Source organism: Flavobacterium sp., assembly GCF_036515215.1.
Classification (GTDB): Bacteria; Bacteroidota; Bacteroidia; order Flavobacteriales; family Flavobacteriaceae; genus Flavobacterium.
Map to the genome: position 1 here is coordinate 35582 of NZ_DATBVQ010000027.1, position 7502 is coordinate 43083.

The window sequence follows — 7502 nt, forward strand, 5'->3', positions numbered from 1 at the left end:
GATTTATGTCGGAAATATTTAATTTTTTAATTTCAAAACTGTTGCCGTATGTCTTCTTATTTCATCTGAAAGTACGGCATTATCATTTAGCTTTTGGCTATAAGAAGGGATCATTTCTTTAATTTTACCCTGCCATTCCGGTGTGGCTAATTTTTCTTTAAAACATCTACCCACTAAATCGATCATAATAGAGACTGCGGTCGAGGCTCCTGGTGAGGCACCAAGTAAAACAGATAATGAACCGTCAGCGGTAGTGATTACTTCGGTACCAAATTCCAGTATCCCGCCTTCTTTTTCGTCTTTTTTGATTACCTGAACCCTTTGTCCCGCTCTTTCAATTATCCAATCTTTAGACCTGGCTTTTGGAACGTATTCCCTAAGTGCGTTGATCCTATCTTTTGGAGATTGTCTTACTTGCTCAATTAAATATTTGGTTAGCGATATATTTTTAATCCCGGCAGAAATCATGGGAATTATATTATCTGTTTTTATTGACAAAGGCAAATCTGAATAAGAACCGTTTTTCAAAAATCGGGTTGAAAATCCTGCAAATGGACCAAACAGCAATGCTTTTTCGCCATTTATCATCCTTGAATCTATGTGTGGAACTGACATTGGTGGTGCGCCAACACTTGCCTTGCCATATACTTTGGCTTGATGTTTTGCAATCACTTCAGGATTAGTGCACTTAAGCCATTGTCCGCTCACCGGAAAACCTCCAAATCCCTTTCCCTCAGCAACATCCGCTTTTTCCAGTAATGGCAATGAACCTCCGCCCGCGCCTATAAAAACGAATTTAGTATATACTTTTCTTTTTTGGCCTGAAGCCAAATCAGTGATTTTTATTCTCCAAGTCTTATCTTCTCTTTGTTTCAGTTTTTTGACCTCATGATGGAAATGCATGGTTACGCCATCTAATTGTGTCAAATATTTAAACATGTTTCTCGTTAATTCTCCAAAATTCACATCTGTACCGATAGCCATAGATGTAGCCGCCACTTTTACAGACTCGTCTCTACCTTCCATAACTAAAGGCATCCATTCTTTCAGTTGAGAGAAATCAGTGCTGTAGACCATATCTTTAAAAAGTTGATTCGGCTTCAATGCGTCAAATCGTTTCTTAAGGTATTCCACATTTTTCTCTCCCCAAACAAAACTCATATGAGGAATACTTTTTATAAAATTTTCAGGGGATGAAACCTTATTTTGCTCCACCAAATACGCCCAAAATTGGCGAGATACTTCGAATGATTCGGCAATACTGATTGCCTTTTTGGGATCAATGGTACCATCAGCACTTTCAGGCGTATAATTGAGCTCACAAAAAGCAGAATGCCCCGTTCCTGCATTATTCCACGCATCGGAACTTTCGGCGGCTGCGATATCTAATCTCTCGAAAATTTCAATCTTTAAATCGGGCTGCAGCTCTTTTAGGATCAGGCCAAGGGTGGCGCTCATGATTCCGGCTCCAATAAGCACTACTTCAGTATTTGAACGAATGGTTGTGTCAGGCATAGCAAAAATTTTAAAGTGCAAAGATACTTTATAAAATCACAAAAAAAACAATAAATAGGCCCCGAAAAGTTAGATTTTACGAAAACGTTTTATGCTTTTACCCAGTTAAAAATCACTGTCTAAAATATTTTTCGATTCAAATAATCCTGAAGCATTATTGTCGCCGAAATTTCATCAATAAGCGCCTTGTTTTGACGTTGTTTCTTTTTAAGCCCGCTATCGATCATGGATTGAAAAGCCATTTTGGAGGTAAAACGCTCGTCGACTCTAATCACCTTCATATCCGGGAAGTGATTCGTAAAATGGGTTACAAATCCTTTAATGATCGAGGCGCTTTCTGAGGGCTGCCCGTTCATCTGTTTGGGCTCACCAATAATTACCGCTTCCACCTTTTCTTTCGAAAAATAATCTTTCAAAAAAGCAATGGCGGTAGCACTTGGCACGGTGGTTAGGCCTGAAGCAATGATTTGCATTTCATCTGTCACGGCAATACCGGTACGTTTTTGTCCGTAATCTATGGAGAGAATTCGAGGCATGATTTACTATTTATTTTGCAAAGATACGCAAAGAATTAACTTAGGGGAGCAATTTAAGATTATAGAGAATTCCAAAAATCTACGGTGATATTTTTAGCACAAAAAAAACAAATATGTTAGTATTGCATAAACGCTTCCCTTTTCTAAAAAATCGAATTATATTTGTCTAAAAATTATTATACATGAATCCATTACAAACTATAATAGAACAGGCTTGGGAAAACAGAGCACTGTTACAAGAAAAAACGACAACCGATGCTATCAGAGAAGTTATAGAGTTGCTTGATACAGGAAAATTACGTGTTGCTGAACCTAAGGGAGATGCTTGGCAAGTAAACGAATGGGTAAAGAAAGCAGTTGTTATGTATTTTCCAATTCAAAAAATGGAAACGTGGGAATCCGGAATTTTCGAATATCATGACAAGATGTTGCTGAAAAGAGGCTACGCCGAAAAAGGAATTCGAGTGGTTCCTAATGCGGTTGCCCGTTACGGAGCTTACATTTCAAGCGGTGTTATATTGATGCCAAGTTATGTAAACATAGGCGCATATGTAGACGAAGGAACTATGGTGGACACGTGGGCAACAGTGGGAAGCTGTGCTCAAATTGGTAAAAATGTGCATTTAAGCGGTGGTGTTGGAATTGGTGGTGTTCTTGAGCCTTTGCAAGCGGCTCCGGTAATTATTGAAGACGGTGCTTTTATTGGTTCCCGTTGTATCGTGGTTGAAGGCGTTCATGTTGGCAAGGAAGCAGTGCTTGGCGCCAATGTTTGTTTGACGGCGTCCACAAAAATCATTGATGTTACTGGTGAATCTCCAGTTGAAATTAAGGGATTTGTTCCTGCACGTTCCGTAGTGATTCCTGGAAGTTACACTAAAAAATTCCCAGCAGGTGAATTTCAAGTTCCTTGTGCTTTAATCATTGGTCAAAGAAAAGCTTCTACTGATTTAAAAACATCATTGAATAATGCTTTACGCGAATATGATGTGGCTGTTTAAATTTATTTTACTTTAAAATATTTTTGTATATTCCTCCCTTAAACAGGGAGGTTTTTTATGTTATGAAAATACTGGTAATACAACAAAAAATGATTGGTGATGTCTTGGTAAGCAGCATTATATGCAATAACCTTAGGCGCGCCTACCCCGATGCCCAAATCGACTATTTGGTCTACGAATCGACGACTCCTGTATTGGAAGGAAATACAAGCATTGATAACATCGTTTTATTCCAGGAAAAACACAGAAACAGCAAAAAGGAATTCCTCAAATTGGCACTCGAAATAAGATCTAAAAAATATGACCTATTAATCGATGCCTATTCTAAACTGGAAAGTTGGCTTATTGTTTTGTTAAGCGGCGCCAAAAGAAAAATATCTTACAAAAAAAAGGGCCGTTCTTTTTTATACACTGACACCGTTCCATTTGAAACTTTTCCAAAAACTAATTTAGGTCTTGCCATAGAAAGACGAATTTCGCTACTGGAGCCCCTTGGTTTAGATATCGAAATTGACCCACTGCCTAAACTATTTGTTACCGATAAAGAAAACCAGTATGCCCTTGCTGTTTTTGAAAAACATCAATTAAAGAAAGACAGGAAAACCATAATGATCAGCCTATTGGGCAGCGAAAAGCTAAAAACATACCCATTGGAATACATGGCAAAAGTAGTGGACACTATTGCCGATAATAAGGATATGAATATTCTTTTTAATTATTTTCCAAAGCAACTAGAAGAAGCAAGAACCGTTTTTAATTATTGTAAACCTTCAACACAGGAGAAAATATATTTTGATTTGTTAGGCAGCGATTTGAGATTCTTTATTGCCATCATGAACCAGTGCGATTTGATTGTTGGCAATGATGGTGGGGCCATAAACATGGCCAAAGCACTAGGCAAACCAACATTCACTGTTTTTTCGCCTTGGATCGAAAAGAAAATATGGGCCACTTTTGAAGATGGAGTCAAAAATCAATCGGTGCATCTAAATGATTTCAAACCTGCATTGTTATCCAGCCGAACGGTAAAAGAGCTAAAAAAAGATGCGCTTCTATTGTATAAAGAATTTGAACCCAATTTATTTGAAGATAAGTTACAGGCTTTTTTAATTGAAAACATTTCCAATGGAAAAGGCTAAAAACACCGAATCAATTGCCGAAAAAACCATCCTTCTAAGTGCGTTAATCATTACCTACAATGAGGAGCACAATATAAAACAGGTTTTGGAAGATTTGGATTTCGCAGATGAAATCCTGGTTATCGACTCTTTTAGCACTGACAAAACCGCTGAAATAGCAAAAACATTTAACAATGTAAAAGTAACCCAACATACATTTGAAAATTATGCTATTCAAAGAAATAAGGCGATTAGTTTAGCCAAAGGCAATTGGATTTTGTTTTTGGACGCTGATGAAAGACTTAGCCCTTCGTTAAAAAATGAAATCATTCAGACTATCCAAAATAAACCACGATTTAACGCCTATTATTTTAATCGCACATTTATGTTCGCCAACAGGCAATTGAGATATAGCGGCTGGCAAACCGATAAAATTATCCGCCTTTTCAGAAGGGAAAATGCGCATTATTCATTACAAAAAACGGTTCATGAGAAGTTACAGACTACTGGAGAAATTGGAAAATTAAAGAACAAACTACTCCATTTTTCCTATAAAGACTATTCCAGTTATAAAGAAAAAATGATCCTTTATGGCAAATTGAAAGCCAATGAGGAATTTACAAAAGGAACGAATCCCAATTATTTCCATTTTTACCTTCGCCCCTCCTACCAGTTCATAAATCAATACATATTAAGATTAGGAATCCTGGACGGAAAAAAAGGAATTATCGTTTGCTATTTAAACGCCTTAAGTGTGTATGTCCGTTTTCGGGAATTAAAGAGAATGAAGGCGAAAAATTAAGCTTTCCAAAATTTCAATTTCTTTTTCATTTTGCGCTTTTTGGCAAAAGCAGCTTGAAATTGACTGGTTGCTTCCCACATTTTATCAAAAATTTGCGAGCTGCTTTTTGAATACTGTTTAGCATACTCATCACTCATAATTGCGATCATTTCCTTTTTGGGCGTAAGCCTACTTAAATTTTTCATTCGCATATCAAAATCCATTGACTCATGAAAATTCATTCTGTTTAGATCAACCAGAAAAAATTCATACTGATTTTCGGCTACTTTTTTGATCAGTGTGTTCCCTGGAGAATGGTCCATAAACTCAATCCCCTTTTCATGTAAATCAAAAGAAAAACGGGTGAATTGCCTTAGAATATTCTCGTGATCAGGATAATTGGGAATCTCCACTAGTTCCCTAAAAGTCAGTTGCGCCTGAAGATGTTCACTGATGTAAAAACTTTTTTCTAATCCTAGTAATTTGAAATTTTCAGCATAAGCAATAGGTTGAGGAGTTCCAATCCCGTTTTCCAACAACTTGTTGGCATATTCATAAGAACGCCTTGCTTTAGACTTTCGGAAATATTTATAAGCAACCTGATTAATTAGATTAGGAATTTTAAACGATTTGATATTAACCAGATTATTGTCAATTTCAAATAATTTGATTGCATTACGAACTCCTCCATAAAGTAATTCACCTTTCTTCTCAAATGAATTTATAAATGATATAATATCCTCTTTTTTAAAAACGACATCTTTACAAAAAATATTAAGCATTATATTATTTTAAAGTTACAACAGTTGCATATTGTACATTTCTAATGTCCATATGAGTAAACAACAAAGGAATATTATAAAGTATTGGTTTAATAGATCTTGTTACATTTATTCCTTCATGAACTAAAATGGTATACCCTAAATCAGTATACATTTTTTTAATACTCTTACCTGTAAAAAACCTCAAATGGGTTTTATCCATAACTCCATATTCTTCATATCTCCAATCTTTAGAAAATAAAACTCTAAAAAAGGTTCTAAAAAATCTAACATTAGGAATTGAACTTATAATAATTCCTTTAGCCGATAATTTAGATTTCAACAACTCTAATACAGAATACGGATCTACCAAATGCTCCAAAACATCATTAAAATAAATGACATCAAAATAATTTTCAGGAAGGCCTTCTAGGTGTACTTCACAATTACCTATAAAAACTTTGTCTAAAACAGTTTCGGCTAAAATTGCTTCTTGCTCCATCAATTCTATCCCCCAAACTTCGGCATCATTTTTTTGTTTAACCAATGAAGCAAAAGCTCCATTGCCACAGCCTATATCTATAATTTTTTCTGCATCTGGAGGGAGGTATTTCAGCATTTCTTTTCGGACATTATCATAATAACCGTCCGGCTTATTTTGGTAGTATTTCATTTTTTAAATTATTTATTTACTTTAAAACACTTCTAAAACAGCTATATTTTTTACAAATATAAAAAATAATCTTAACTTGCGGGACTAATTACCGTGTATGAAAAAACTTCCTTCATGTTCTCTTGTTACTCCTACCTATAATTGGCCACAAGCACTAGAATTATTATTATTGAGTATCATGAATCAAAGCATTTTACCTAATGAAGTAATTATTGCCGATGATGGTTCTAAAGAAAACACAAAACAATTAATCGCCGATTTCCAAAAAAAATTTCCGGTTCCGCTAATTCATATTTGGCAAGAAGATGTCAAAAATAGAAAACCACGAATCATGAATAAAGCAATTGCGGCGGCTAATTATGAATACATCGTTGAAATTGACGGAGATATTATTATGAACAACCATTTTGTAGAAGATCATCTTACTTTTGCAGAAAAAGGGCATTATTTATTTGGTTCAAGAGTAAACATTCAAAAGCCACTCTTGCCTGAGTTATTTTCAAAAAAGATAATCCATTTTAATTTATTTTCTAAAGGAATCAAAAAAAGAGGCAGAACTATTCGGTTTCCATTTTTAATGAATTTTGCAAAAAGTCTAACCAAACGCTCTTCAAAACTTAGAGGTTGCAACATGTCGTTTTGGAGAGCTGATTTTATCAAAGTCAATGGTTTCAATGAAGATTTAGTAGGTTGGGGAATTGATGATTCAGAAATGATTCAGAGACTTCACAATATTGGCATCAAAGGAAAAAGATTAAAATATGCAGGAATTGCAAACCATATTTACCATCAAGAACAATCCAAAAGTCAACTTGAAATCAATAATGAAATCGAAAGACTAACTACTGAAAACAAATTAACTTTTATTGAGAAAGGAATAAATCAATATTTATAATGTTTGATATAGCCATAATCTTAATCAATTATAATTCAAGCGAGCACAGTATAAATTGCATTCGTTCCATTATTGATAAGACTTCAAAAGAAACTCACTATCAAATTATTATAACTGACAATTGTTCTCAAGAAGAGGATTATTTAAACCTGAAAAAATTTTGTGTCCAAGCTAATTATCCTAATCTTGAATTTCATAGAAACACTATAAATTCTGGTTTTGGAG

At 34.9% G+C, this 7502-nt stretch carries 9 protein-coding genes; 5 read left to right on the plus strand and 4 right to left on the minus strand.

The window, feature by feature from the left end:
- Positions 1-18 precede the first annotated feature (18 nt).
- Together VIH09_RS01945 and ruvX are read right to left on the minus strand one after the other, a co-directional pair.
- Complete coding sequence (locus VIH09_RS01945) at positions 19-1515, minus strand: malate:quinone oxidoreductase (protein WP_331577322.1); 1497 nt, start codon at positions 1513-1515, stop codon at positions 19-21.
- Positions 1516-1634: 119 nt separating this feature from the next.
- The gene (gene ruvX, locus VIH09_RS01950) at positions 1635-2051 is read right to left on the minus strand and encodes a Holliday junction resolvase RuvX (RefSeq protein ID WP_331577324.1); all 417 of its coding nucleotides are present in this window, start codon (positions 2049-2051) and stop codon (positions 1635-1637) included.
- A gap of 182 nt (positions 2052-2233) precedes the next feature.
- Between ruvX and VIH09_RS01955 the strand changes: the two genes are divergently transcribed.
- The 3 genes from VIH09_RS01955 to VIH09_RS01965 all read left to right on the plus strand — a co-directional run bounded on the left by VIH09_RS01955 (position 2234) and on the right by VIH09_RS01965 (position 4969).
- The gene (locus tag VIH09_RS01955) at positions 2234-3049 is read left to right on the plus strand and encodes a 2,3,4,5-tetrahydropyridine-2,6-dicarboxylate N-succinyltransferase (RefSeq protein WP_331577326.1); all 816 of its coding nucleotides are present in this window, start codon (positions 2234-2236) and stop codon (positions 3047-3049) included.
- Between the two features lie 89 nt (positions 3050-3138).
- The gene (locus VIH09_RS01960; protein ID WP_331577328.1) at positions 3139-4188 is read left to right on the plus strand and encodes a glycosyltransferase family 9 protein; all 1050 of its coding nucleotides are present in this window, start codon (positions 3139-3141) and stop codon (positions 4186-4188) included.
- Positions 4175-4969: a glycosyltransferase family 2 protein gene (locus VIH09_RS01965; protein WP_331577330.1), complete on the plus strand. Its 795-nt coding sequence runs from the start codon at positions 4175-4177 to the stop codon at positions 4967-4969. Before VIH09_RS01960 ends, VIH09_RS01965 begins: the two co-directional genes overlap by 14 nt.
- Here VIH09_RS01965 and VIH09_RS01970 read toward each other — a convergent pair.
- Both VIH09_RS01970 and VIH09_RS01975 read right to left on the minus strand, forming a co-directional pair.
- Entirely contained in the window at positions 4966-5730 is a 765-nt protein-coding gene (locus tag VIH09_RS01970) for a lipopolysaccharide kinase InaA family protein (protein WP_331577332.1), read from the minus strand. The genes VIH09_RS01965 and VIH09_RS01970 overlap by 4 nt on opposite strands.
- A gap of 4 nt (positions 5731-5734) precedes the next feature.
- Entirely contained in the window at positions 5735-6382 is a 648-nt protein-coding gene (locus VIH09_RS01975; RefSeq protein WP_331577334.1) for a class I SAM-dependent methyltransferase, read from the minus strand.
- A gap of 97 nt (positions 6383-6479) precedes the next feature.
- Here VIH09_RS01975 and VIH09_RS01980 point away from each other — a divergent pair, with 97 nt between their 5' ends.
- Together VIH09_RS01980 and VIH09_RS01985 are read left to right on the plus strand one after the other, a co-directional pair.
- Positions 6480-7277 carry a glycosyltransferase family 2 protein gene (locus tag VIH09_RS01980; protein WP_331577336.1) on the plus strand — a complete coding sequence of 266 codons (798 nt, stop codon included), beginning with the start codon at positions 6480-6482 and terminating at the stop codon, positions 7275-7277.
- On the plus strand, positions 7277-7502 hold a 226-nt coding region (locus VIH09_RS01985), incomplete at its 3' end, for a glycosyltransferase family 2 protein (protein WP_331577339.1). The genes VIH09_RS01980 and VIH09_RS01985, both read left to right, overlap by 1 nt.